At 70.5% G+C, this 24,474-nt stretch carries 26 protein-coding genes; 10 read left to right on the plus strand and 16 right to left on the minus strand.

All coding sequences use genetic code 11. The annotated features are described in order from the left end of the window. Positions 1 to 9: 9 nt before the first annotated feature. The 10 genes from ACZ7CH_RS02540 to ACZ7CH_RS02585 all read right to left on the minus strand — a co-directional run bounded on the left by ACZ7CH_RS02540 (position 10) and on the right by ACZ7CH_RS02585 (position 6,128). Positions 10 to 861, minus strand: a complete 852-nt coding sequence (locus tag ACZ7CH_RS02540; RefSeq protein ID WP_470373013.1) for a 5-oxoprolinase subunit C family protein — start codon at positions 859 to 861, stop codon at positions 10 to 12. Continuing rightward, entirely contained in the window at positions 858 to 1,445 is a 588-nt protein-coding gene (pxpB, locus tag ACZ7CH_RS02545; RefSeq protein ID WP_470373014.1) for a 5-oxoprolinase subunit PxpB, read from the minus strand. The genes ACZ7CH_RS02540 and pxpB overlap by 4 nt, the downstream gene beginning before the upstream one ends. 66 nt (positions 1,446 to 1,511) lie before the next feature. Further along, entirely contained in the window at positions 1,512 to 2,123 is a 612-nt protein-coding gene (locus ACZ7CH_RS02550; protein WP_360396765.1) for a heme-binding beta-barrel domain-containing protein, read from the minus strand. Between the two features lie 247 nt (positions 2,124 to 2,370). After that, positions 2,371 to 2,670 (minus strand): DUF1416 domain-containing protein, encoded by a 300-nt coding sequence (locus tag ACZ7CH_RS02555; RefSeq protein ID WP_360396767.1) that lies wholly within the window; start codon positions 2,668 to 2,670, stop codon positions 2,371 to 2,373. A gap of 5 nt (positions 2,671 to 2,675) precedes the next feature. After that, complete coding sequence (locus tag ACZ7CH_RS02560; protein ID WP_360396769.1) at positions 2,676 to 3,521, minus strand: sulfurtransferase; 846 nt, start codon at positions 3,519 to 3,521, stop codon at positions 2,676 to 2,678. A gap of 33 nt (positions 3,522 to 3,554) precedes the next feature. Beyond that, positions 3,555 to 3,992, minus strand: a complete 438-nt coding sequence (locus tag ACZ7CH_RS02565; RefSeq protein WP_360396771.1) for a DUF4395 domain-containing protein — start codon at positions 3,990 to 3,992, stop codon at positions 3,555 to 3,557. Between the two features lie 73 nt (positions 3,993 to 4,065). Continuing rightward, positions 4,066 to 4,143, minus strand: a complete 78-nt coding sequence (locus ACZ7CH_RS02570) for a putative leader peptide (RefSeq protein WP_352235731.1) — start codon at positions 4,141 to 4,143, stop codon at positions 4,066 to 4,068. A 79-nt stretch (positions 4,144 to 4,222) separates the two neighbouring features. Further along, complete coding sequence (locus ACZ7CH_RS02575; protein WP_360396773.1) at positions 4,223 to 4,642, minus strand: thioredoxin family protein; 420 nt, start codon at positions 4,640 to 4,642, stop codon at positions 4,223 to 4,225. Beyond that, positions 4,639 to 5,475, minus strand: a complete 837-nt coding sequence (locus ACZ7CH_RS02580; RefSeq protein WP_458430023.1) for an LmeA family phospholipid-binding protein — start codon at positions 5,473 to 5,475, stop codon at positions 4,639 to 4,641. Before ACZ7CH_RS02580 ends, ACZ7CH_RS02575 begins: the two co-directional genes overlap by 4 nt. Continuing rightward, the gene (locus ACZ7CH_RS02585) at positions 5,472 to 6,128 is read right to left on the minus strand and encodes an alpha/beta hydrolase family protein (protein ID WP_470373015.1); all 657 of its coding nucleotides are present in this window, start codon (positions 6,126 to 6,128) and stop codon (positions 5,472 to 5,474) included. Before ACZ7CH_RS02585 ends, ACZ7CH_RS02580 begins: the two co-directional genes overlap by 4 nt. 240 nt (positions 6,129 to 6,368) lie before the next feature. On the opposite strand from ACZ7CH_RS02585, the gene ACZ7CH_RS02590 reads away from it, so the two are divergent. The 7 genes from ACZ7CH_RS02590 (at position 6,369) to ACZ7CH_RS02620 (ending at position 13,312) form a co-directional block, all read left to right on the plus strand. After that, positions 6,369 to 7,121 (plus strand): response regulator transcription factor, encoded by a 753-nt coding sequence (locus ACZ7CH_RS02590; protein ID WP_360396779.1) that lies wholly within the window; start codon positions 6,369 to 6,371, stop codon positions 7,119 to 7,121. 10 nt (positions 7,122 to 7,131) lie between these two features. Next, on the plus strand, positions 7,132 to 8,007 hold the full coding sequence (gene mshD, locus ACZ7CH_RS02595) for a mycothiol synthase (RefSeq protein ID WP_470373016.1): 876 nt from the start codon (positions 7,132 to 7,134) through the stop codon (positions 8,005 to 8,007). A gap of 198 nt (positions 8,008 to 8,205) precedes the next feature. Next, positions 8,206 to 9,312 carry a phosphate ABC transporter substrate-binding protein PstS gene (pstS, locus tag ACZ7CH_RS02600; RefSeq protein ID WP_360396781.1) on the plus strand — a complete coding sequence of 369 codons (1,107 nt, stop codon included), beginning with the start codon at positions 8,206 to 8,208 and terminating at the stop codon, positions 9,310 to 9,312. Positions 9,313 to 9,345: 33 nt separating this feature from the next. Beyond that, positions 9,346 to 10,410, plus strand: coding sequence for a phosphate ABC transporter permease subunit PstC (gene pstC, locus ACZ7CH_RS02605; RefSeq protein ID WP_458430026.1), 1,065 nt, complete (start codon positions 9,346 to 9,348; stop codon positions 10,408 to 10,410). After that, entirely contained in the window at positions 10,407 to 11,321 is a 915-nt protein-coding gene (gene pstA / locus ACZ7CH_RS02610; protein ID WP_360396785.1) for a phosphate ABC transporter permease PstA, read from the plus strand. Before pstC ends, pstA begins: the two co-directional genes overlap by 4 nt. A 10-nt stretch (positions 11,322 to 11,331) precedes the next feature. Continuing rightward, positions 11,332 to 12,108: a phosphate ABC transporter ATP-binding protein PstB gene (gene pstB, locus ACZ7CH_RS02615; RefSeq protein ID WP_470373017.1), complete on the plus strand. Its 777-nt coding sequence runs from the start codon at positions 11,332 to 11,334 to the stop codon at positions 12,106 to 12,108. Between the two features lie 10 nt (positions 12,109 to 12,118). Continuing rightward, the gene (locus ACZ7CH_RS02620; RefSeq protein ID WP_470373018.1) at positions 12,119 to 13,312 is read left to right on the plus strand and encodes a hypothetical protein; all 1,194 of its coding nucleotides are present in this window, start codon (positions 12,119 to 12,121) and stop codon (positions 13,310 to 13,312) included. A gap of 16 nt (positions 13,313 to 13,328) precedes the next feature. Here the strand turns inward: ACZ7CH_RS02620 and phoU are convergent, their stop codons facing one another. From phoU to dusB, 5 genes are all read right to left on the minus strand, one after another. Further along, positions 13,329 to 13,994, minus strand: a complete 666-nt coding sequence (gene phoU, locus ACZ7CH_RS02625; RefSeq protein ID WP_360396791.1) for a phosphate signaling complex protein PhoU — start codon at positions 13,992 to 13,994, stop codon at positions 13,329 to 13,331. A 72-nt stretch (positions 13,995 to 14,066) separates the two neighbouring features. Then, positions 14,067 to 16,811 (minus strand): LCP family protein, encoded by a 2,745-nt coding sequence (locus ACZ7CH_RS02630; protein ID WP_470373019.1) that lies wholly within the window; start codon positions 16,809 to 16,811, stop codon positions 14,067 to 14,069. 958 nt (positions 16,812 to 17,769) lie between these two features. Next, positions 17,770 to 18,615, minus strand: a complete 846-nt coding sequence (locus tag ACZ7CH_RS02635; protein ID WP_360396795.1) for a GGDEF domain-containing protein — start codon at positions 18,613 to 18,615, stop codon at positions 17,770 to 17,772. 141 nt (positions 18,616 to 18,756) lie between these two features. Next, positions 18,757 to 19,209 (minus strand): hypothetical protein, encoded by a 453-nt coding sequence (locus ACZ7CH_RS02640; RefSeq protein ID WP_470373020.1) that lies wholly within the window; start codon positions 19,207 to 19,209, stop codon positions 18,757 to 18,759. Further along, positions 19,202 to 20,329 carry a tRNA dihydrouridine synthase DusB gene (gene dusB, locus ACZ7CH_RS02645; RefSeq protein WP_470373021.1) on the minus strand — a complete coding sequence of 376 codons (1,128 nt, stop codon included), beginning with the start codon at positions 20,327 to 20,329 and terminating at the stop codon, positions 19,202 to 19,204. Before dusB ends, ACZ7CH_RS02640 begins: the two co-directional genes overlap by 8 nt. 243 nt (positions 20,330 to 20,572) lie before the next feature. On the opposite strand from dusB, the gene ACZ7CH_RS02650 reads away from it, so the two are divergent. Both ACZ7CH_RS02650 and ACZ7CH_RS02655 read left to right on the plus strand, forming a co-directional pair. Continuing rightward, positions 20,573 to 21,250 (plus strand): DUF4241 domain-containing protein, encoded by a 678-nt coding sequence (locus tag ACZ7CH_RS02650; RefSeq protein WP_360396801.1) that lies wholly within the window; start codon positions 20,573 to 20,575, stop codon positions 21,248 to 21,250. Positions 21,251 to 21,309: 59 nt separating this feature from the next. Next, entirely contained in the window at positions 21,310 to 21,792 is a 483-nt protein-coding gene (locus ACZ7CH_RS02655; RefSeq protein ID WP_360396803.1) for a DUF6328 family protein, read from the plus strand. Here the strand turns inward: ACZ7CH_RS02655 and ACZ7CH_RS02660 are convergent. Further along, the gene (locus ACZ7CH_RS02660) at positions 21,757 to 22,461 is read right to left on the minus strand and encodes a hypothetical protein (RefSeq protein WP_470373022.1); all 705 of its coding nucleotides are present in this window, start codon (positions 22,459 to 22,461) and stop codon (positions 21,757 to 21,759) included. The two genes, ACZ7CH_RS02655 and ACZ7CH_RS02660, sit on opposite strands and share 36 nt — an antisense overlap. A 380-nt stretch (positions 22,462 to 22,841) precedes the next feature. Between ACZ7CH_RS02660 and ACZ7CH_RS02665 the strand changes: the two genes are divergently transcribed. Continuing rightward, on the plus strand, positions 22,842 to 24,239 hold the full coding sequence (locus ACZ7CH_RS02665; RefSeq protein ID WP_458430032.1) for an MDR family MFS transporter: 1,398 nt from the start codon (positions 22,842 to 22,844) through the stop codon (positions 24,237 to 24,239). Positions 24,240 to 24,474 lie beyond the last annotated feature (235 nt).

Raw genomic sequence — 24,474 nt, forward strand, 5'->3', positions numbered from 1 at the left:
CCGTGGTCCTCAGTCCCGCGGCAGGAACCTCACCGTCGTGCCGGGCCTGGCCTGGCCGAGAAACCGCAGGTGAGCGCTGTCGACGACACCGATGACGGGGTAGCCGCCGGTCGTCGGGTGGTCGTTGAGGAAGATCACGGGCTGCCCGTCCGGCGGCACCTGGACCGCGCCGGTGATCATGCCCTCGCTGGGTATCTCGCCGTCACGACGATTCAGAACGGTGCCCCGCAGTCGCACGCCGACCCGGTTGCCGCGGTCGCTGACGGTCCAGGAACCCCGGCGCAGCTGGGTTTCCGCGTCCTCGAACCAGTCGTCGCGCGGGCCGAGCAGGACGGGAACGGTGATGGTCTGCGGTGCGTGGAACGGCGGCACGACATCTGCGCCGGTCGCCGGGTTCGGGGCGCCGAGCTCCAGGACGTCGTTGTCCCGCAAGGGTTCTGGACCGATTCCGGAGAGCAGGTCGGTCGACCGGCTGCCCAGCTCCGCGCGCGCGTCGATGCCGCCCGAGACGGCGAGGTAGGTGCGCAGGCCGGTCTGCGGGGTGCCGATGACGAGGGTCGCGTTCGCCGGCACGTGCAGCGGCTGGTGCGAGTCGGCGAGCCGGCCGTCGACGCGGACCTCGACCGCGGGACCGGTGACGGCGACCGTGCAGGAGGAGTGCGCTTCGAGGTGGAGGCCGCCGAGCAGCAGTTCGAGGCCGGCGGCGGTCTCGTCGTTGCCGACCAGCCGGTTGGCGAGCCGCAGCGAGTGCGGGTCGACGGCACCGGACGGCGGCACGCCGAGGTGGGCGTTGCCGGGGCGGCCGAGGTCCTGGACGAGCGCCTGCGGGCCGGTGCGGACGATCGTGACGCGGCGGCTCATGCGACCACGAACCTGACCTCGTCGCCGGGCGCGAGCAGGGCCGGTGTCTCGGCCCCGGGGTCGAACAGCGTGATCCGGGTGCGGCCGATCAGGCGCCAGCCGCCGGGGGTCGCACGCGGGTAGGCGGCGGTGAACTCGCCGGCGATGCCGACCGACCCGGCCGGGACCTTCGTGCGCGGCGAGTCGAGCCGGGGTTGCCGGAGCACCTCCGGCAACCCGGTCAGGTAGCCGAAGCCGGGGGCGAAGCCGCAGAACGCGACCTCGTAGGTGGCGGCGGTGTGCAGCTCGACGACCTCGGCGGTGCCGATGCCGGCGGTCTCGGCGACGAGGTCGAGGTCCGGCCCGTCGTAGGTGACGGGGATGGTGACCTGGCGGGACTCGGTGGCGGGCGCCCTGGTCAGGTCGACGTTCGCGAGCACTTCCCTGACCCGCGGCAGCGCACCCTTGACGAGCACCGTCCTGGCGGCCGGGACGAGCTCCTCGACCCCAGGCAGCCCGTGCAGGGCCGCGCGGACGGCCGCGACCTCGGTCAGCGAGTCGACCTCGACCAGGAGTGCGTCAGTACCGCAGTGCCGCAGCAGCATGGACCCATGCTACGGGGAATCGTGGGATTGTTGAACAATCCCACGACCCTGGCTTCAGCGTGTCGCTCAGCCGACGATGCGCTGGAGCTGCGCCGACGCGTGCGCCTGCATCGGCTGCCCCATCATGGCGCGCTCCTCGACGTAGGCGAGGTCGCCGTTGACGATGCCGTAGAGCCGCTGGGCCGCGGTGACGTCCTTGGCGGTGGCGGTGCGGATCAGCGCGTCGGTCTGGAACTCCCAGGCCGTCTGCTTGATCGGCTTGCCGTAGTACATCTCGATGATGCCCGTGTTGTGCGTGAGCAGCACCTCGATGGTGTCGTCCGGCTGCGGGCGCCAGAACCCGCTCTCCCGCGCCGCCGGCCTGATGACCTCGCCTGCCTCGTTGAGCAGCCACGACCGCGCCTCGTAGACGAGGAACGGCCGGCCGTCGTGGGCGAACGTGATCTGCTGGCCGAAGCGGAACGGGCCGTCGATCGTCGGGTAGACGACCTCGCCCTCACCCCGCCACACACCCACCAGCGGCAGCACCGCGAGCAGGGCGTCGTTCAGGTTCGCACCCTCCCGCAGGTTCGCCGTGTCGCCCGGGATGGGCATGTCGGTGAACTGCGGCAGGTTGCGGGCACGCGTCGCCTCCGCGCGCTGCTCGGCCAGGCGGATGGCCTCGTCGCCGCTGGTCATCGCTGGTCGGAGTAGAGCCGGTACACGACGTAGGCCGAGAACCAGACGACCGCGATGGTCACGAGCACCAGGAGTCCGGTGAAGATGTGTTCCACCGGGAAAGGATATCCCGGGGCGGCTGACGTGCAGGATTGTGGTGGTGGACGACACGGCTCACGCCCCGCGTGAGCCGCGGCTGTCGCGGCAGGCCTGGACGGCGAAGGGCCCCGGCAGTGGCGTGACTGCCGGGGCCCTCCTGCTCGAAGCGTCAGGCGACCGCGATCTCCAGCGAGTGCACGCCGGGACCCGAGGCCGCCACGTCGGCCTGCCCGTTGCCGGTGCGGTGCAGGGCGCGGACGGTCCAGCTGCCCGGCGCCGCGAAGAACCGGAAGTCGCCCTCCGGGGAGGAGACGACCTCGGCCGTGAACTCGCCGGTCGAGTCCAGCAGGCGGACGAAGGCGCCACCGACGGGGGTGCCGTCGGCCACGACCTTGCCCTGCAGGACGGTCTCCGAGGACGAGACGTCGATCGCGCCGCCCTGGACGGGCGCGCCGCACGAGTCGCTCATGGTGATCAGGCCTCCTTGCCGGAACCGAGCTCGATCGGCACGCCGATGAGCGAGCCGTACTCCGTCCAAGAACCGTCGTAGTTCTTGACGTCTTCGTGGCCGAGCAGCTCGCGCAGGGCGAACCAGGTGTGCGAGGAGCGCTCGCCGATGCGGCAGTACGCGATGGTCTTGCGCGAGCCGTCGAAGCCGGCCTCCTCGTAGAGGGCGCGCAGCTCCTCGTCGGACTTGAAGGTGCCGTCCTCGTTGGCGGCCTTGCTCCACGGCACGTTCACGGCCGAGGGGATGTGGCCGCCGCGCTGGGCCTGCTCCTGGGGGAGGTGGGCCGGGGCGAGGAGCTTGCCGGAGAACTCGTCGGGGGAACGGACGTCCACGAGGTTCTTGTTGCCGATGGCCTCGACGACCTCGTCGCGGAACGCGCGGATCGAGAGGTCCTGCTCCTGGGCGGAGTAGGAGGTGGCCTCGCGGACGACCTCCTCCTTGTCCAGCGGACGGCCGTCGAGCTCCCACTTCTTGCGGCCACCGTCGAGGAGCTTCACGTCGTTGTGGCCGTAGAGCTTGAAGTACCAGTACGCGTAGGCGGCGAACCAGTTGTTGTTGCCGCCGTAGAGGACGACGGTGTCGTCGTTGGAGATGCCCTTGGCGGACAGCAGCTTCTCGAAGCCCTCGCGGTCGACGAAGTCGCGGCGCACCGGGTCCTGGAGGTCGTTCTTCCAGTCGATCTTGACGGCGCCGGGGATGTGGCCGCCCTCGTACGCGGTGGTGTCCTCGTCGACCTCCGCGAAGACGACGCCGGGCGTCTGGAGGTTCTCCTCGGACCAGGCTGCCGAGACCAGCACGTTCTCACGGCTCATCGAAGTTGCTCCCATTTAAGGTTCAGTGCTTGTTCATTGGGGACGGGCGAGGGCGGGTGCGTACCGGCGCAGCAGCAGGTACATCTCGCACCCGAGGCACAGGCCGAAGGCGGCGTTGAGGAACGCGGCGACCAGGGCGAGGCCGGTGGCGACGGTGCCGAACGTGGGGTAGCCCGCTGCGTAACCGACGGTGCCGAGCAGCGCGAACACGAAACCGACGCCCTGGGCGAAGCGCAGCGGGGCCGCTTCCTCGCGTTCGGTGGTCGGGGTGATGCGCGGCTGGACGGCGTACCGGTAGACGTGGCCCCACGGGTTGAGCTTCAGCGAGATGAACGCGCACATCGCGAAGAGCACGGTCTGGGCGGCTAACAGGCGCCACCAGCCGGTGAGCAGCACGATCGCGAGGACGACGGTGGTCATCCAGGCGGAGAAGCGCGGTCCGCGCGGGTCTACAGGGGCATCTTGGGGCACGACGACCTCCGGACATTCGGACGAGGGGTGATTCAGTCCGTCAGAGGTGGCTGGTGGGCGTCAAGCGGCCCAGTCAGCTCGTCGTGCGACACAGGCTGCTGCGCACGCGGCACAGATCAACCGCGCGTCGCTTCGTGAGCAGCATGGTCATGCCAGCGAGGGTAGTACCCGATCCCTCGGTCCGGGAGATATGTCCATCAGGTGGAACAACGCAGGTTCACTCAACCGGACTAGGCCGATTGCGCGCCCAGATGTGGGCGCAACGCGGCCAGCAACGTGTCCCGTTTCGGCACCCCGCCGACCCGCAGCACCTCGGTCCCGTCGGCGGTCAGCGCCAGCGTCGTGGGCGTGCGCATCACGCCGAGCCGCGCGGCCACGTCCGGCAGGTTCGTCACGTCCAGCTCGGCGTGCGTGAGGCCGTCGGTGCGGTCGGCGAGGTCGCGCAAGATCACCTTGGCGTGCCGGCACGGTGCGCAGAACGTGGTGGAGAGCTGGACCAGTGTCACGCCCGGAGCGAGCAGCGCGCGCACGGGCTCCGGCAGGTCGACGGCCCGCGCCGGCTCCTTGATGCGGCCCTCGCGGACCTTGAGCAGCACGCCGATCGCACTGGCCACCGCCAGCGCGCCCAGCAGCGCCCACACCCCGGTCATCGCCCGGCCAAGGGTACGTCCGTGACGATGCCGCTCAGGGTGAACGCGCCGTTCTCCACCTCGACGGCGGTGGGCTTCGCACCGAACGGCAGCGCGCCGGGGTCGATCTTGATCGCGAGTGCGTTGCGCAGCTGCGGGACGAGCTGCTTGAGCGACGCGTCCTCCAGCTCGATGTCGTCGACGGTGATCTGGATGGCGCCGTCGACGAGCGCGATCTGGCCGTACGCGGCGACCGTGATGGTCTTGCCGGCGAGGTTCGTCTGGCCGGACAGCTTGATCGCGGCGGTCGTCTTCTGCTTGGGCGTCTCCGGTGCCGCGGGCGTCGGAGTCGTGGTGGTCACCCGGTTGTCCGGCTCGATCGACAGCTTGTCGAACGGCGTGACCTGGTTCGCGAGCCGGTTCAGGTCGAGCGCCTTGATCCGCACCTTGCCGTCGACCTGGTCGATCGTGGCCTTGGAGACATTGCCCGCCAGCAGGTCGCCCAGCTCGACGCGGGTGTGCAGCAGGTCGGCCTCGACGTCGAGGTCGCGCAGCTCGATGTCCTTCTGCTCGTCCTTGATCGGCACGCCGTAGGCGTCGATCTCCACGCGCTGGTAGTCACCGCGGATCGCCTGCAGCACGAACGGGAAGCCGCTGATCCGGACCGACGGGTCCTCCTTGAGCTGCAGCTTCTCCCGCATCCGCTGCGCGATCTGGTACTCCGCCGCCGCGGCCAGTGCGAAGTCGGCGGCCACCAGCAGCACACCGAGCACGAGCACCGCGATCACGAGGAACTTGCCGCGCCGCGACTTCCGCTTCACCTTGCGCGTCTGTCCAGAGTGCCCTGCAGTCATCCCTCGTCCTCGACGTTGCCGGCGGTCCAGGCCGCCATCCGGTCTACCAGGTCAGGAGTCGTCGCCGATTCCGCGTGCCGCATGCCCGGTTCCAACCACAGCCGCGCATGTCCGGAGGACGCGCGGTGCAGCGACTTGGCGTGCTCCGGTCCGAAATAGTGGTCCAGCTCACCGTGCACGAGCAAAAGCGGGGTCGGTGCGATCCGCGAGACCACCTCCAGCGGACTCTCGGGCACCTGTACCCACGGGTCACCGAGCCGAACCGCCATCGCGCGGGCGGCGAGCTTGCCGTGCGGCTGTTCCAGCAGCCAGTGGACCCGCCGCATCGGCGCGGTCTCCCGCGACCACCACCGCGCGGGCCCGCTCACCGCGACCACGGCGTCCGGCTTCGCCTCCCCCAGCGCCGCGTGCCGCACGACGATCGACGCGCCCATCGAGAACCCGACCGTCGCAACGCGGGTGTAACCCAGTTCACGTGCCGTCCGGACGGCCGCCTCCACGTCGTGGACCTCGTCGGCACCGACCGTGCAGCGCCCGCCGGACTTGCCGTGACCCCGGAAGTCGAACGCCACGACACCCCCGTGCCGGGCGAACCGGGCGAGCACCCGTGCCACGTAGGGCTTGGTCACGTTGTTCGTGAACCCGTGTGCCACAACGAAAGCGAGGGGGCCTTCACCCTTGTGGTGGACGCCGTGCAGACGCACGCCGTCGTGTGACATGGATGTAACAGGCGTGACGCTTGTGGAAACAACTGTGAGCACGGCTTCTTGACCTGGGACTTTCTCGGGGTGCACCGGTATTGTCTCCGTCATCCGCAGGCAACGGGGCCCGGTCACCGTACGCCGCTGGTCTGGTCGTGGTGACCGACCACGGCCGACTTGGAGGGCGCCGCGATGAGCATCGACGTGCTTCTGCTGACGACAGACCCCGACCCGGAGGCGGTGCTCCCGGCTCTGGCGCTGCTCCCGCACGCGGTCCGCCCGCTGCGTCCCGAGGTCTCCGCGCTGCTGGAGGCGGGCCCGCACGACATCGTGCTGGTCGACGCCCGCACCGACCTGGTCGGAGCGCGGTCGCTGTGCCGCCTGCTCGACTCGTCCGGCGTGGACGTCCCGGTCGTGGCCGTGGTCACCGAGGGCGGCCTGGTCGCGGTCAACTCCGACTGGTCGGTCGACGAGATCCTGCTCCCGACCTCCGGCCCCGCCGAGGTCGACGCCCGCCTGCGCCTGGTGCGCTCGCGCCGCGGCACCACCCAGCCCGGTGGCGACGGCGCGCTGCAGCTCGGCGACCTGGTGATCGACGAGGCCACCTACACCGCGCGGCTCAAGGGCCGCCCGCTCGACCTCACCTACAAGGAGTTCGAGCTGCTCAAGTACCTCGCGCAGCACGCGGGCCGGGTGTTCACCCGCGCGCAGCTGCTGCAGGAGGTCTGGGGCTACGACTTCTTCGGCGGCACCCGCACGGTCGACGTCCACGTGCGGCGCCTGCGCGCCAAGCTCGGCCCCGAGCACGAGGCGCTGATCGGCACCGTGCGCAACGTCGGCTACAAGTTCGTCCGGCCGCCGCGCCCCGGCTCGTCGCGCCGCGCGTCCGATGTGGAGATCGCCGACTCCGTCCGAGTCCTGGATGACGAGTTGATCGCGCGGTAGGTTCGCCGGTGTGGCGCAACTGAGCTGGTTCGACGAGCTGACGACCGACCAGGCTGCGGAGGTCGCGCAGCTGCTGACCGCCGCGGAGGCGACCGACGGCGTCGCCCCGGTGGGCGAGGCGGTCAGGCTGCGGATGCGGCCGGGCGCCACGGGCAGCAGGCACCTGCTCGCCCGCGTCGACGACCGGCTCGCCGGCTACGCGCACCTCGACCTGCTGGGCGACTCCGGCGGCCACCAGGTCGCCGAGCTCGCCGTGCACCCCGAGCACCGCCACCGCGGCGTCGGCGCCGAGCTGGTGTCCGAGCTGCCCGCGCGGAACCTGCGGATCTGGGCCCACGGCGGCCACCCCGACGCGGACCGCCTCGCGGGGAAGCTCGGTTTCGACAAGGTCCGCGAGCTGCTGCGGATGCGCCTGCGGGTGCAGGACGACCTGCCGGAGCCCCGGCTCCCCGAGGGCGTGGTCATCCGGGCGTTCGTGCCCGGCAAGGACGAGGCCGCGGTCGTCTACGTGAACCACCGCGCGTTCGACTGGCACCCCGAGCAGGGCGCGATGTCCATCGAGGACGTCCGCGCGAAGGAGCAGGAGCCGTGGTTCGACCCGGCGGGGTTCCTGCTGGCGTTCGACGCGGAGGACCGGCTCGTCGGCTTCCACTGGACGAAGGTGCACACCCCCGAGCTCGGCGAGGTCTACGTCGTCGGCGTCGACCCCGACCGGCAGGGCGGCGGCCTGGGCAGGGCGCTGACCCTCGCGGGCCTGCGGCACCTGCGCGACCAGCGGGTCCAGGAGGTCATGCTCTACGTGGAGTCGGACAACACCGCGGCGGTGCGGGTCTACACCAAGCTCGGCTTCACCCTGTGGGATGCCGACGTCCAGTACGCGCGGTAGTCAACGTACCGTCACAAAACGCATACGCGCTGGTCACGCAGTCACTCTTTCGGCCGTGTGACCCGTCACTTCCCGTTCGGTGTTCACCTCCCGTTCACCCGGTCTAGGTGGTCTGTCCACTCTGGCTACCTACCTTCCGAAGCGAGCGGCGACGTCCGTCGCGAAACCGCTAAAGCTTCCGCAAGGTGGAGGACCAAGGTGAAGATCCAGCGGCACGGCGCCGTGCTCGGCCTCGTCGCGGCCAGCGCGCTTCTGCTCGGTGCGTGTGGTTCCGACAACAACACGGGCGCGGGTGGCAGCACGAACACGCCCGCCGCCTCCGGTGTCGAGTGTGGCGGCAAGACCAAGCTGAACGCCGAGGGCTCTTCCGCCCAGAAGAACGCCGTCGACGCGTTCGTGCAGGCGTACCAGGCGGCTTGCCCCGGCACCGACCTCGCCTACAACCCGTCCGGCTCCGGTGCCGGCGTCAAGAACTTCAACGCGGGCCAGGTCGACTTCGGCGGCTCCGACTCCGCGCTGAAGGAGGGCGCCGAGACCGAGGCGGCCGCCAAGCGCTGCCAGAGCAACCCGGCGTGGAACCTCCCGCTGGTGTTCGGCCCGGTCGCGGTCGGCTACAAGGTGTCCGGCGTGGACAGCCTGGTGCTGGACGCCAAGACCACCGCCGCGATCTTCTCCGGCGCGGTCAAGAAGTGGAACGACCCGGCCATCAAGGCGCTGAACGGCTCCGCGAACCTGCCGGACAAGGACATCGCGGTCATCTACCGCTCGGACGAGTCGGGCACGACCGACAACTTCCAGAAGTACCTGAAGGTCGCCGGCGGCTGGACCAAGGGTGACGGCAAGCAGTTCAAGGGCGGTGTCGGCGAGGGCAAGGAGAAGTCCGCCGGTGTCGCGCAGGCCGTCGGCTCCATCGACGGTGCGATCACCTACGTCGAGTGGTCGTTCGCGCAGGACAACAAGCTCTCGATCGCCAAGATCGACTCCGGTGCCGGTGCGGTCGAGCTGACCGCCGAGTCGGCCGGCAAGGCCATCGACGGCGCGAAGGTCAAGGGCGAGGGCAACAACCTCGTCCTCGACCTCGACTCGATCTACGGCTCCAAGGCCGCCGGCGCGTACCCGCTGCTGCTCGCGACCTACGAGATCGTCTGCTCGAAGGGCTACGACGCCGACACCGCGAAGGCCGTCAAGGCGTTCCTCACGGTCGCCGCGACCACGGGCCAGCAGCAGCTCGCCGACGCCGGCTACGTGCCGCTGCCCAAGGCGTTCCAGGACAAGCTGCTGACCGCCGTGAAGGCGATCGCCTGAGGTTGATGCGAGACTTCGACCAACGCTGACGCGATGAACGATCCCGTCGTGGCCAAGCGCCCCGCCCGCACCGGTGCCGCCGGTGCGGAGCGGGGCGTTGCGGCTGCTCCCCACGCCTCGGAGGCTCCGATTCCCCCGACACCGGAAGCTCCAGAAACCCCTAAGGCACCGCACGTTCGGCCCGGTGACCGCATCTTCCGCGGCCTGGCGACGGGGTCTGGTGTCTTCATCGTCGTCCTCATCGGCGCGATCGGCCTGTTCCTGATCCTGCAGGCCATCCCGTCGCTCGGGCTGGACAACGTCAACTTCCTGACCAGTCGCGAGTGGAACACCACCGACCCGTCCAACCTGCGGTTCGGCATCCTGGACCTCACGCTCGTCACGGTCGTGGTGGCGGTGCTGGCCCTGCTGATCGCCATGCCGATCGCGCTGGGCATCGCGCTGTTCCTCACCCAGTACGCGCCGCGCAACCTCGCCCGGCCGTTCGCCTACGTCGTGGACCTGCTCGCCGCGGTCCCCTCGATCGTGTTCGGCCTCTGGGGCCTGTTCGTGCTCGGCCCGGTGCTCTTCCCGTTCTCCGAGTGGCTGATCTCCAACCTCGGCTGGATCCCGCTGTTCGCCAAGGGCAACGTGAACGTCCAGCTCGGCGGCACCATCTTCACCGCGGGCATCGTCGTCGCGGTGATGATCCTGCCGATCATCACGGCCGTCACCCGCGAGGTCTTCGAACGCACGCCCACCATGCACGTCGAGGGCGCCATCGCCCTCGGTGCGACCAAGTGGGAGGTCGTGCGCACGACGGTGCTGCCGTTCGGCAAGGCCGGTTACGTCAGCGCCTCCATGCTCGGCCTCGGCCGCGCGCTGGGCGAGACGATCGCCGTCGCGATCATCCTGAGCACGGCCACCCAGCCGTTCGGCTGGTCGCTGTTCGACGGCGGCTCGACCTTCGCCTCGAAGATCGCGCTGGCCGCGCCCGAGTTCAACGACCCGCGCTCGGCAGGCGCCTACATCGCCGCCGGTCTGGTGCTGTTCGTGCTGACCTTCGTCGTCAACGCCATCGCGCGCTCGATCGTCGCCGGCCACAAGGAGTACGAGTGAGCACCAACCTCGCCGACCCCACGCGGCTCGCGACGCCGCCGACGTTCCAGTCGGTCAGCGTCTCCCGCCGGCTCAAGAACGGCCTCGCCACCACGCTCGTGTGGGGCGCGTTCGCGGTCGCGATCATCCCGCTGGTGTGGGTGCTCTACACCGTCGTCCAGCGCGGCTTCCCGGTCATCCTCGACGGTGACTGGTGGCAGAAGTCGATGTCCGGCCTGCTGGCCCGCCAGCAGGGCGGCGGCGCGTACCACGCGATCTACGGCACCCTGGTCCAAGGCCTGATCTGCGCCGTGATCTCGGTGCCGATCGGCATCATGGTCGCGATCTACCTCGTCGAGTACGGCGGCCGTTCGAGGCTGGCCAAGGCCACGACGTTCATGGTCGACATCCTCACCGGTGTCCCGTCGATCGTCGCCGCGCTGTTCGTCTACACGGTCTGGATCACGTACTTCGGCCTCGGCCGCAGCGCGCTCGCCGTGTCGCTCGCACTGGTGCTGCTGATGGTGCCGGTCATCGTGCGCACGACCGAGGAGATGCTCAAGATCGTCCCGGACGAGCTGCGCGAGGCCTCCTACGCGCTCGGCATCCCGAAGTGGAAGACGATCGTCAAGATCGTCATCCCGACGGCGCTCTCCGGCATCCTGACCGGCATCATGCTGGCCCTCGCCCGCGTCATGGGCGAGACGGCGCCGGTGCTGGTGCTCGCGGCGTACGCGCCGTTCATCAACTACAACCTGTTCGACGGCCCCATGGCCTCGCTGCCGTTGATGATGGTGAACGAGCGCAACAACCCGACGCAGGCGGGATTCGAGCGCATCTGGGGCGCGGCGATCACGCTCGTCGTCCTCATCACCCTGTTCAACCTCCTGGCGACCGTGATCTCGCGGGCGCTGGCGCCGAAGACGAAGTGAGCGGGCGGACATGGCCAAGCGACTCGACATCAAGGACCTGAACCTCTTCTACGGCAAGTTCCACGCCGTCGAGAACGTCTCGCTCGCGGTGCCGCCGCGCAACGTGACCGCGTTCATCGGTCCCTCCGGTTGCGGCAAGTCCACGGTGCTGCGGTCGCTGAACCGCATGCACGAGGTCGCGCCCGGCGCCCGCGTCGAGGGCAAGGTGCTGCTCGACGGCGAGGACATCTACGCGTCCACTGTGGACCCGGTCGAGGTGCGCCGCACCATCGGCATGGTGTTCCAGCGGCCCAACCCGTTCCCCACGATGTCCATCAAGGACAACGTGGTGGCCGGTCTGCGGCTCGCGGGCGTGAAGAACAAGAAGGAGCTCGACGAGGTGGCGGAGCGCTCGCTGCGCGGCGCCAACCTCTGGAACGAGGTCAAGGACCGCCTCGACCGCCCCGGCGGCGGCCTCTCCGGTGGTCAGCAGCAGCGCCTCTGCATCGCGCGTGCCATCGCGGTGCAGCCGGACCTGCTGCTGATGGACGAGCCCTGCTCGGCCCTGGACCCGATCTCCACGCTGGCGATCGAGGACCTGATCACGGAGCTGAAGAAGGAGTACACGATCGTCATCGTGACCCACAACATGCAGCAGGCGGCGCGCGTGTCGGACCAGACCGCGTTCTTCAACCTGCTCGGTGTGGGCCAGCCCGGTCAGCTCATCGAGGTCGACGACACGGAGAAGATCTTCTCCAACCCCGGCCAGAAGGCGACCGAGGACTACATCTCCGGCCGGTTCGGCTAAATTGCCGGGCGTGAGCCCGCAGAGCAAGTCCCGCAAGAAGAAGCAAGGCAAGGCACCCGGCCGCCGGCCGGAGCAGCAGTCCCCGTACGGGGCGCTGCTCGAGTCGGCGGCCGTGCTGCGTTCCGAGTCCTGGTTGCTCGCGGACGCCTGGGCGAGCGAGGTCGTGGCGTCGCTCTGGCTGGGGTCCTGGCGGTTCCCGGAGCCGGCCGAGGCGTTCGAGTCCGAGCACGAGAAGCTGGTCGCGGGGGTGCTGCGGGCCGGTGGTGAGGCCGCGCTGACCGCGTTGCGCGCGCTGTCCGGTGTGTCGTCCGGCGAAGCGGCCGTCGAGGCGGCGGAAACCCTTGCCGCGCAGGGCGTTGCCGAGCCGTCGTGGTTCGTCGCCGGTGCGGCGCTGGAGTTCCGCGAGGCGTTCCTCGTCACGAACCTGCTCGGTGACGTCGAGGTCGTCGCGGTCACCCAGGAACGCGCGGGTGCCGTGGAGACCGTGCTCTTCATGCGGCAGCCGGTGCTGGGCGCCACCGCGATCGAGCTGTTCGCGACCCCGGACGAGGGCACCACCGCGTTGCTGGAGGACATGATCTCCTCCGCGCCGGGTGCGTTCCGCGACCGGATCACGCCGATGAGCGCCGAGGAGGCGTTCAGCCGGGTGTGGCCCGACATCGAGCTGTTCTGGAACGAGGAACCCGACGAGGAGGCCGAGGCCGGTCTGCTCGACGACGACGAGGAGGCGCGGCACCCGATCCAGCTCATGGCGCTGGCCGAGGCACGGGTGCGGGCGCTGGTCCCCGACGACTACGAGATCCCCGAGCGGCCCGACCGGACCGACGAGGTGGTCGAGGCGTTCCTGGCGTCCGAGCACGCCACCGCGCTGCCGGACGCGGAGCTGGCGAGGGCGCTCGCGCGCGTGCTCGCCGGGGAGGCCACCGACCAGGACCGCGACCCCGTGGCGTACGGGCCCGCGTCGCTGACCGGTGTGCTGATCCTGGCCGTGGCGGCCCGGCTGCACGTCCCGGACGAGGACCTGGCACTGCTGCCGGACGTCGTGCGGGCGTGGGCGTACTTCACCGCGGACGCGCGCGATCTGCCGCGCGAGGAGGCGCGCGCCGCCTGGGACGCGGAACTGCCCACCGTGCTCGCCGAGTTCTCCGAGGCCTACGCCGATCCGGAGCTCGAGGCTGAGCGCGACGGGCAGCTGCGCGGGTAGCCGTACCTGAAGTTTTCTAGAGGTCGTCGTCGCCACCGTAGCCGGGCATCCGGCCGGTGACGACGAAGACGGTGCGCTTGGCGACCGACACGGCGTGGTCGCCGTAGCGCTCGTAGAAGCGGCCCAGCAGGGTCACGTCCACGGCGGCCGCGACACCGTGCTGCCACTCCTTGTCCATGATCACCGAGAAGAGGTGGCGGTGGATGTCGTCCATCGCGTCGTCCTCCTCTTCGAGGGAACGGGCGCGGGCGACGTCCCGCTCGCGGATGACCAGGGCGGCCTCCGTCGCGAGCTTGACCGCGATCCGGCCCATCTCGGTGAAGTACGGCTGGACGTCCTCGGGGATCGCGGACGCGGGGTGGCGGCGGCGCGCGGCCTTCGCCACGTGCAGCGCCAGGTCGCCCATCCGCTCGACGCTCTCGGCCGCGTGGATCACCGCGAGCACGGTGCGCAGGTCGGTCGCGACGGGGGCCTGCAACGCGAGCAGCGCGTAGGACTGCTCCTCGATGCTGGCGCGGACGTCGTCGACCTCCTGGTCACCGCTGATGACCTGCTCCGCCAGACCGAGGTCGGCCTGCAGCAGGGCAGCGGTCGCGTTCTCCATCGCCTCAGCGACCATGCCGGTCATGTCGGCCAGTCGTTCGGCGAGCTGTTCTAGCTGGTCGGTGTAGGCCTCGCGCATGGGGCTCAGCCTACGGTGCGACCATCGCGGCAGCGACATGCCCGAGTGAACCGCGGGTGAACCCCAGGCGAATCACTTCGCGCAGGGGTCCTGGCCCGCGTTCACAATGGACAGATCACCCTGGTTGCCCGCGCTCTGGTTCTGGTTCTGCGCGGGGGCGTTCCCACCCGTCTTCGGGTCGACCACCTTGTCGTCGAAGTCGGAACCGAGGACGAGCATCACCGCGCCACCCATCTCCGGGGCCTCCACCAGCTCCGCCTTGGGCACCGCGGCCCGCAGCGTCGCCGCCTTGTCCTCGAAACCCCTGGCGTAGCGGATGGTCGTCTTCGCGGCCCGCTCCGTCGCGTCGCCCTTGAAGGACACCTGGAAACCGACGCCCTGCAACGCGTCCGCGGTGCGGCCGGCAACACCGTCGTTGTCCGGGTCGCCGTTGAGCACCTGGATGAGGACGCTCTTCGGGTCGATCACCGTGCCCTGCTTGGGCGCGGAGCTCTGCTCACCCGGCTTCTGCTCGGCCGGCTTCTCCAGCGGCAGCGGCGTTCCGTCGATGATCGACTGGAAGAGCCTCTTGACGCCGTCCTTGTCCAGCCGCTCGATGTTGTCGTCGGGGATGTTGATGAGCTTGTTGTCGTCGGTCCAGTGCGGCATCGTCACGAACGACACCCGGCCGGCTTCCAGGCCCTGCAACGACTGCCCGAGCTCCAGCAGCTGCGCGACACCGATGTTGTCGCCGACCGTCGACCTCGTGAAGGCCTTGATGAAGTCGTTGAGCCTGCTGGGGTTCAGCAGCACCTCGCTCGACAGGGCCGTGCGCAGCATCGAGGACATGAACTGCTGCTGCCGCGTGATGCGCGCGAAGTCCGAGGCGTCGTCGCCCTGGACGTAGCGGGCGCGCACGTACTGCAGCGCCTGGTCGCCCTTGAGGACGTGCTTGCCCGGCTTGTCGATCACGACGCCGATCTCGTTGTCCTTGATCGGCTTGGACGTGCAGATCTCGACGCCGCCGACGGCCGTGGCCATCTCGCGGAAGCCGTTGAAGTCGATGCTGACGAAGTGGTTGATCTTGAGACCGGTCAGCTGCGTCATCATGTTGGCGACGCACTGCGGTCCGCCCTCGGCGTAGACGCTGTTCGCCATGACGTCCTTGGCCGGTGCCAGCGCGTCGCCGTACTCGCCGTTGTCCGAGTTCCAGCTGCGGCAGTCCGGCCGGTCGACGCGCACGTCCCGCGGCAACGACACCACGACCATCCGCTTCCGGTCGGCCGGGATGTGCGCCAGCATGATCACGTCGGACCGGGCGCCCTTCTCGGTCGCCGTCGTGCCGACGTTGTCGCCCGCCTTCGCACCCGCCCTGGTGTCCGAGCCGACCAGCAGGAAGTTCTCGTCACCGAGCTGCTTCTCGGCCTGCTGCACGGCCTGCGAGTTGCCGCCGAGCGCGTCGATGTCCCTGAACTGCGAGTCGGCCCACTGCATCGCGCCCCAGCCGATGCCGGTGGACGCGAACACCACGGCCGCCGCGGCGATAGCACCGACCTTCGCCGTGCGCATCAGCTTGCGCTGCTGCGGCGTCCGTCCGGCCGGACCGGCCTTCTGGTCGTCCTCCGCGCCGACGACGACGGGGTCGGCGAACTGGGTCGCCTCCTCGTCCTCGCCGTCACCGTCGTTGAGCCACGGCATGAGCTTCGCGCGGCGTTCCTTGCGCTGGCGCTCCTGTTCGAGCAGCTCGTCGTGGACGGCCGAGAACCGCGCGAGCGTGTGGTCCACCTCGCGGCGCTTCTTGACCTCCTCGCCGATGGCCTCCATCTCGGTGGTCAGGCTCATCGGGTCGATGTCCTCGCGCCGTTCCACCTTGGCCACACCCGCCGGGGCGATCTGGGTGGCCTCGGGGCCCTTGTCCTGCGTCGCGTCGTCCTCGGGGGCACCGGCGGGCCGGTCGGCGACGTCGCCGCCACCGAGCCGGTCGGAGACACCGCCGGGAGCGGGCCGCGGCGCGCTGGACTCCGCACGCGTCGGCATCGGGTGCCGGCCGGTCACGTCCCCGGTCGCGGGCCGCTCACCCGGAACGGGCGGACGCGGGATCCGGTTCACCGAGGGCGCCTCGCCGGGGAGCAGCCTGCGCGGCGCACCCTCCGGTGCCGGGGGCATCGCGTTCGGGTCGGGGCGCCGGATGCTGTTGGACGACGGTGCGTCACCGGGGTGCCTGCGCGGGCCGCCCTCGGGAGCGGGCGGGCGCGGGATGCCGTTGGAGGAGGGCACGTCGTGCCGGAGCGTCTCACCGGGAACCGGTGGCCGCGGGATGCCGGTGGACGAGGGCACGTCGTGCCTGCGCGGTCCACCGTCGGGCGCCTCACCGGGAGCGGGCCTGCGGCCGTCCGGTGCGGGCGGACGCGGGATGCCGTTCGACGACGGCGCGTCGCCGGGAGCGAGCCGCCGGGGCGCACCACCGGGACCACCGGGGCCGTCGAGCCGGCGCTGCACGCCCTCGGCGTCCGCGGGAGCACCCGGAACGGGACGCCGCATCGTGCCGCTGGGGGGACCGTCCTGGCGGCGCGGCGCACCGGTCACGTCACCGGGCCGGACCGCGGGGTCCGGGCGCCGCTGCGCACCGGTCGCCTCGCCGGGCCGGGGTCCGCGGGGGACGCCGTTCGGGTCTGCCGGGGGCTCCGGTCGCCGGACCGGTCCGCTCACGTCACCGGGACGCACGCCCGGTGCGTCGGCCGGCGGAACGGGACGGCGCACCGCACCGCTCGCCTCGCCCGGCCGCACGCCGGGAGCCGGTCGCCGCGGGGCGCCGTTCGCGTCCGGCCGCGGTCGCATCCCGGTCTGCTCGCCGACGGGCGGCGGGGTTTGTGCGGGCCGTGGTCGCGTTCCGGTCTGCTCACCGGTGGGCGGTGGGGCCTGGGCAGGTCGCGGTCGCGTTCCGGTCTGTTCGCCGACGGGTGGCGGGGCTTGCGCAGGTCGTGGTCGCGGTCCGGTCTGCTCACCGGTGGGCGGCGGGGTCTGCGCAGGTCGTGGGCGCGTTCCCGTCTGCTCGCCTGCGGGCGGGGCCTGCGCGGGCCGCGGTCGCGTTCCAGTCTGCTCACCCGGACGGACACCGCTCCGCGGCGGTGCCGGGGGCGCTGCCTGCGGCGGGTTCCGGTCCGGTCGCGGCCGGGCACCGGTCTGCTCGGCACGGCGGTCACCCGGCGCCGGGCGCGCGGGCGCACCGTTCTGCTCGGGTTCTGGCCTGCGCCGCCGACCGGTCTGGTCGGGTGCCTGGCCACCGGTGAAGCCCTGCGGCGGAGCGGGTTGCCGCTGGTCGGCGGGCGGCTCCTGCAGCGAGCGGCGGCCGGTGGCCGCGGGCGGGTTCTCTGGCAGAGCACGCCTGCCGGTAGTGGAAGCGTCGGGCGAGCCGGGCGGGACGGGCCGGGGGATGTCCGTCCTGCTGTGCTGCTCGATGAGGTCCGAGACGCTCAGGCCCCCAGAGCCATCCATCGAGCGACGTCTACGGCCGGTCGGCTGGTCGTGCTGGGGATCCTGATCACCGCGGGAAGAGGGGCCGCCACGTCGGGGGTCGTCGGGCACCCAATCTCCCTTCTGGGTCAGAAGCGCTTTAGCGGTTCGCTATTACGAGTTGACGACGACCGGGACACAAGGGTTGCATCACCGGGCGTGTCAGTTGCGCCCGCGATACTACGGATGTAGCCGTCTTCTGACGACCACTCCGGGTGATACGAGTTCGATCTGTACGCGATTACGCGCAGTCCGCTTGCCCTGAACGGGTGAGCTGGGTCACTCAGCAGTAACCGAGAACACGTGTTTCAGCGACGGCACGCCGCCCGGAAGCGGCACCGGCGAGGCGAACCCGGCCGTCCGAACGGTACGCCACGGCGTTGCGGCCCGACTGCTTGGCCGAGTACAGGAGGCTGTCGGCGCGCAGCAGTTGCTGCTCGGCGCTGACCGGCGGCCGCTGCGGAGCCTCGTCCGCGGGCGGTTCGTAGGCGAGACCCGCCGAGACCGTCACGCGCAGCCCGGGAGCGATCTCGTCCCAGGGGTGACGCTCGACACGTTCTCTGGCCTTCTCGGCCACCTCGACGGCCGCGGCGGCGTCCACCCGCGGCAGCACGAGCACGAACTCCTCGCCGCCGTAACGGGCGCAGAACGCACCTTCCGGCAACCCCTGCTGGAGCAGCTCCACCACGCGCTGGAGCACGCGGTCGCCGAGCAGGTGACCGAAGGTGTCGTTGACCTGCTTGAACCAGTCGAGGTCGATCAGGGCGATGGCGAGCCCGTGCCGGCACGCACCGTGCTCGGCCAGCAGGTCCATCAGCCGCTGGTCGAGGTAACGGCGGTTGTAGGAGTCGGTGAGGCTGTCGCGCAGGCTCTGCTCGCGCGCCTCCGCGTGCTCCCGGCGCAGCCGGTCGACCTCGCGGCGCAGTTGCTCGGGGACGTGCGGCTCCTCCTCCTGGTCGGCCTGGACGAGGTCGAGCGCCGAGCGCAGGTGCTGGTAGGCCTGGCGCCACTGACCGCGGGAGGCGAGCAACCTCGCGATGGACTCGTGCAGGCCGACCAGTGCGGGCCCCTGCCCGGCAGCGGCGTCGGCCGGCTCGGTCTCTGCGATTTCGGGTCGCAGCGCGGTCATCGCGATCACCTCCTTACTTGCCAGGTGTCGTCTCCGAAGAGGCGGCGCTTGAGCAAGAAGGACGGGTGGGGGCGGGATTTCCCCCGTCCGGTTGACCGGGGCCTGCTCCGATCCAGTGAGCTTGGGAGATCAACAACCCGCTCAGCCACCGGGACAGGGGGCGAACCCGTAGACCTCGTCGTCGAGGAGCACCACGTGCAGTGATCCGATCTGGCTGCCGACGACCGCGTCCTCCTGGCGCAGCGTCACCGTCACGGCGACGACGTACACGTCCCCGCGTGGGTGGGACTTCTCGCCAGGGGGTGCCCAGTCGGCGTCCATCCGAAGCGTCGACCAGGTCGGTTCGACCTTCAGGGTGGCGCCCCGCAGGTTGCAGGTCTTCTGCTTGAAGTCCGGGTGCTGGGTGTCCTTGAACAGCGCGGCCTGCTGCTCGGCGCCCTCGTCGCCGGCCTTGTTGACCCGCTCGTAGTACTCGCGGAACTTCGCGCGGTCGCCGTCGGACAACGACACCGGCAGCGCCTTGCCCGCGACGGGACCGCCGCATCCCGCGAGCAGCAGCAGGGAGACCAGGAGAACCGCCGCGCGCTCAGCCACCGGAGTGCATCACGTCCGCACCGGCGGGAACGGTCGCGTCCTCGGGGTCGTCCAGCCACCCCTCCGGCAGCACGACCTTGGCGGCGGACCCCTGCCGCCCGCGCGGCCCCTCGGCGTTGGCCGGGAACGGCACGTCCGCGTCCAGCTGACCGATCAGGTCGTCCAGCTCCTGCAGGCTCGACACCATCGCGAACGCCCGCCGCGTGTCCCCGCCGACCGGGAACCCGTGCCAGTACCAGGCCATGTGCTTGCGCAGGTCGCGCAACCCCTTGTTCTCGCCGTCGTGCGCCGCCAGCAGCCGCGCGTGCGTGCGCAGGACCTCGGCCACCTCACCGAGCGACGGCCCCGGCGGCACCTCCTCGCCCCGGAACGCCGCCTGCAGGTCGCGGAACAACCACGGCCGCCCGAGGCACCCGCGCCCGACGACCACGCCGTCGCACCCGGTCCGCGCCACCATGTCGAGCGCGTCCTGGGCGCTGAAGATGTCGCCGTTGCCCAGCACCGGAATGCTCGTCACGGCCTCCTTGAGCCGCGCGATCGCACTCCAGTCCGCCTTGCCCGAGTACCGCTGCGACGCGGTGCGCGCGTGCAGCGCCACGGCCTGCGCACCCTCGTCCTGCGCGATCCGCCCCGCGTCGAGGTAGGTCAGGTGGTCCTCGTCGATGCCGATGCGGAACTTCACCGTCACCGGCATGTCCCCGGCGTTGCGCACCGCGGCCCGCACGATCTGCCGGAACAGCTCCCGCTTGTACGGCAGCGCCGCCCCGCCGCCCTTGCGCGTCACCTTGGGCACCGGGCAGCCGAAGTTCATGTCCATGTGGTCGGCGAGGTCCTCGTCCACGATCATCTTCGTGGCCTCGCCGACGTTCTTCGGGTCGACGCCGTAGAGCTGCATCGACCGCGGGTTCTCCCCCTCGTCGAAGGTGATCATGTGCATGGTCATCGGGTCCCGCTCGACCAGCGCACGCGCCGTGATCATCTCGCAGACGTAGAGCCCGGCCCCGTACTGACGGCACAGCTGCCGGAACGCGACGTTGGTGATCCCGGCCATCGGCGCGAGCACAACGGGCGGGTCGACGGCGTAGGGGCCGATCTTGAGGGTGGGGGCGGGCACGACCACCAGGTTACGGCACTGACCTGGCCGGATCTTCGCCGATGGAGGAAGGCAGCGCCTCCCGCACCGCCACCTGGTGCCGGTGCTGGTCACCCCCGCTGCACCCCCGGGTCCACCGCCGGCAGCGTGGGTAGCAGAAGTGCCTGCTGAACGCCGATTTCCCGGAGCCCGGCCGGATCGTGGTGGTGGTGCCCCGATCGGGTGGCGTACCCCTTCTGCCAACATGCCACCTGGAAAGGAGACCGAAGCGTGGGGGCGAGTCAGCTGATCAAGACCGGGTTCGAGCTCTTCTTCGAGGAAGGTCCCATCGGCAGACCGACCGGTGGTGACGAGCAGCAGGTCATCAGCGTGCGCGAGGTCGGCTTCCTGGCCATGCCCACCGGCCGGCTGGTCGCGGCCGACCCGTTCGTGCTGTGGCCGGAGGACGCCGAGCCGTTCACCGCGACGTTCGAGCCGGGCAAGTACCCGGTCGCGGTCTCCCTCGTGTCGTGGCTCGACCGCGACGGGTTCCCCGACGTGCGCCAGGGCTACCGGGTCGCCGCCGCCAAGCTGACCGTGCGCGACGAACCCGCGTACGTCTGGGAGCCGGCCTTGGTGCCGGGCGAGCACGTGACGCCGATGCTGCCGGGCCAGCGCTTCGGGTACGAGGTCGAGTCGAGCACCGGCGCGTTCTTCGACCTCTCCGCGGCACCCGCCGTCGACCGGCTCGCCGGCGACGACCAGGGCGGCTGCGAGCTCATCGACGCGCTGAGCGCGGTCGGCGGCGGTCGCGGGCCTGCCAACGTCACCGACGTCGAGTCGGGCCTGAACGTGGTGGCGTTCTCGACCGGCTGGGGCGACGGCGTCTACCCGACGTGGGTGGGCCGCAACGCCGCGGGCGACCCGGTCGCGTTCGTGACGGACTTCTTCGTGATCAACCGGTTCTGAGGGGCTGGTTCGCCCGGTCGCCGCGTTTCGAACGGGGGTGACCGGGTACGCGGGAAGGCGTGAGCGAAGCCGAGGAGTCCGATCAGCACAGGCTCGCGCGCAACGTCAACGAGCTGCTGCAGGAGCTCCGCGTGGCGCAGGCCGGTGTGCAGATCCTGTTCGGCTTCCTGCTCTCCATCGCCTTCACCGACAAGTACTCGACCGTCGGCGCCTACGTCCGCGTCACCCACCTCGTCACCGTCCTGTGCGCCGCCATCGCCGTCGCGTTCCTCACCGCCCCCGCCGCCTGGCACCGCGTGCTGTTCCGCCAGGGCCGCCGCGAGGACGTCGTGTCGTCCGGCAACACGTTCGCGTTGGCGGGCCTGGGTTTCCTCGCACTGGCGATGACCGGCACGGTGCTGCTGCTGGCCGAGGTCGTCGTCGGCGGCTGGCCCGCGATCCTCGTGGGCGCGGTGGCGTTCCTCGTCTTCGCCGGCCTGTGGTTCGCCTGGCCGTTCGCCTCGCGCTCAGCCGAGCGTGCTGACGAACGCGAGCGCCCCTAACCCCACCGCGACCGGCACCGCCAGCACGACCGCCCTGCGGCTCGGCCGCGGCAGCACGCGCAAGGTCCTGACCCCCAGCGGGACCAGCGCGACGCACAACCCGGCCGTGCCCACGACCGACAGCACCTCCGCACCCTTCAGCACCCCCAGCGGCAACAGCCCCATGGCTGCCAACGCCACCGCCCTCACCAGCCCGAGCACCCCACCCAGGTAGGCGCCCACCGCCAGCACGCACCAGCCGAACACGATCGTGAACGACAGATAGCTGAACAGGTGCAGGTCCCCGTACCCGTCCGCGACCAGCCGCGTCGCCTCCTCGACCCCGCGGTGCCGCACCACGCCGAACGCCGCCTGGTCCACGCCCGCGTGGAACGTCCGGGCGAACAACCCCACCGTGACCAGCACCCCGCCCCAGGCCGCCCACACCGGCCGCCGCCCCGCGACCCGCCGCGCGACCTCGGCCACAGCGGGCCACATCACCACGTGCCCGGCGAGGAACGCCGTGTAGGCCGCCGTCATCAGCCCTGGGTGGTCGGCGGCGGCCCTGAGCTGGTCGGGGAAGAAGAAGTGGAACGGCGACCGCAGCAACGTCCCCACCAGCAGCAGCACCGGCCCCAGGACCAGCGCGACACCGGCGGTCCACCCGTTCGGGAACACCTCGTCCGTCATGGTCGGCAACGCTGCCAGCGCGGCCGTTCCCCGTGATCGGCCCGTGGTCCGACCGCCCGCCTCGGACCACGGTCCGAGACCGTTGTCCAAAAGATTTTTCGAGCGGTCTGTCGATCGGCGTTCCCCCAGTTCGACGTACCGGTGGGCGGACGAGCGCCGGATCTGCCGGAGGCGGAATTCGGGTGAGACGAACGCGGCGATGAGGAACACTCGGACCCACCGATGAGTTCTACCTGATCTGCCGGTCTCAACCGGCGTCGACGACGACGCCGGCGGCCTTGGCCGCGACGCGACTGTGCCAGCCAGCTACCTAGTGAGGGCCTGACATGCCTGCTGCGATCCAAGACCGACCGACCGCGCAAGCGAGTCGAACACCACTCGTGGTGCGCCTGCTGGTGCTGGCGACGTTCGTGGTCATCCTCAACGAGACCCTGATGATCAACGCGATCCCGCGCCTGATGGAGTCGCTGCACGTCAGCGAACAGGCCGCCCAGTGGGTCTCCACCGCGTTCATGCTCACCATGGCCGCCGTCATCCCGATCACCGGCTGGTTCCTGCAGCGCGTCACGACCCGCCAGGGCTACCTGATCGCGATGAGCGTGTTCATGGCGGGAACCGCGATCTCCGCGGCCGCGCCGACGTTCACCGTGCTGCTGATCGGCCGCATCGTCCAGGCCGCCGGCACCGCCGTGATGATGCCGCTGCTGATGACCACGCTGATGACCGTCGTCCCCGAACAGGACCGCGGCCGCGTGATGGGCAACGTGACCCTCGCGATCTCCGTGGCCCCGGCCATGGGCCCGGCGATCTCCGGCCTGATCCTGCAACTCGGCTCGTGGCGCCTGCTCTTCGTCGCGGTCCTCCCGATCGCCGGCGCCGTGACGTACTTCGGCCTGCGCCAGCTCACCAACATCGGCGAACCCAAGGTCAGCACGATCGACTGGCTCAGCGCGGCCCTCGCAACCGTCGGCTTCGGCGGCCTGGTCTACGGCCTCAGCCTGTTCGGCGAGGGCACCGACCACCTCGGCCCGACCATCGGCGTCGTCGTGGCAGGCGCCGCCACCATCACGTTCTTCGTGCTCCGCCAACTCCGCCTGCAGCGCACCGGCGCCCCGCTGATGGACCTCCGCACCCTGAGCCACCGCACGTTCGCCCTGGCCCTGATCCTGATGTGCGTCGCGTTCCTGGCGATGATGGGCTCGATGATCCTGCTGCCCCTCTACCTGCAGAACCTCCGCGGCCTCACCCCACTGGAAACAGGCCTGCTCCTCATGCCCGGCGGCCTCGCCATGGGCCTCCTCGGCCCCACGGTCGGCAAGGTCTACGACCGCCTCGGCAGCCGCCCCCTGGTCCTGCCCGGCTCCATCGGCATCGTGCTTTCGTTGGCCGGCTTCACCCAGATCTCCACCACCATGCCGTACTGGCAGATCCTCGCCCTGCACGCACTGCTGATGGTGAGCCTGGCCGCCACCTTCACCCCGATCTTCACCCTCGGCATGGGCGCCCTGCCCCCCGACATGTACCCGCACGGCAGCTCGATCCTCGGCACCCTCCAACAGGTGGCCGCGGCCCTGGGCACCGCGCTGGTCGTGACCGTGATGTCCGCCCGTGCCAGCTCGCTGGTGGCCGACGGCGTTGCGGCCGGTGCGGCTCAGCTGAGCGGCATGAAGATCGCGTTCGTGGTGGCGACCGTGCTGGCCGCGGCGACCATCGTGGTGGCGGTGCTGCTGCCGAGCCGGGCGTCTGCTTCGGCTGGTGGAGGTGTGGCGCACCACTGATCGTGGTGGTTGTTGGAGGCCGACGTGCTGGTTGCACGTCGGCCTCTTTCGTTCGGTGGCGCTCTTGCGACGCGGAACCCTCAGGTGCAGCATCTGGGGGTGTGGTGGGCCGCCAGGGACTCGAACCCTGAACCCGAAGAGTAAGAGCCTTCGCTTGGTGTTGTTCGTCGATCTTCCTCGACAGCGCTTACTACCTGCGCGGATGCGATCTTAATCTGAGCACTGTGGACAGTCG

This window comes from Lentzea sp. NPDC037011, from assembly GCF_055607425.1.